Raw genomic sequence first — 282 nt, 5'->3', positions numbered from 1 at the left:
CGATCGAACGAAAAGCTCAGGGCTTTTCACCACAACAGTTGTTAGAGATTCGACAACGAGAGTCCAAACCAATTGTCGATAGCATATGGCAGCTAATCAGTGAAACTACCCCTATCAACAAGTCTAAGTTGGGACGCGCTTATACCTACATGGTGAATCAGCGTGAACAACTAGAGGTCTTTTTAAATGATCCTGGGGTGGCCATTAGTAATAACATTGCCGAACGGAGTATCAAAACTTCGGTCATTGGTCGTAAGAATTGGCTTTTTAGTACCGGCCAGC

1 protein-coding gene is annotated in these 282 nt (G+C 44.3%); it reads left to right on the top strand.

Translation table 11 applies throughout. The features are described from left to right. On the top strand, positions 1-282 hold a 282-nt coding region (locus KTE19_RS13785), incomplete at both ends, for an IS66 family transposase (protein WP_217342529.1).

Origin of the sequence: Lentilactobacillus dabitei (genome assembly GCF_019061365.1) — a bacterium.
In the GTDB taxonomy this organism is placed as follows: Bacteria; Bacillota; Bacilli; order Lactobacillales; family Lactobacillaceae; genus Lentilactobacillus; species Lentilactobacillus dabitei.
The sequence above is the reverse complement of the archived record's forward strand: the minus strand, read 5'-3'. Positions and strand labels throughout refer to the sequence as shown.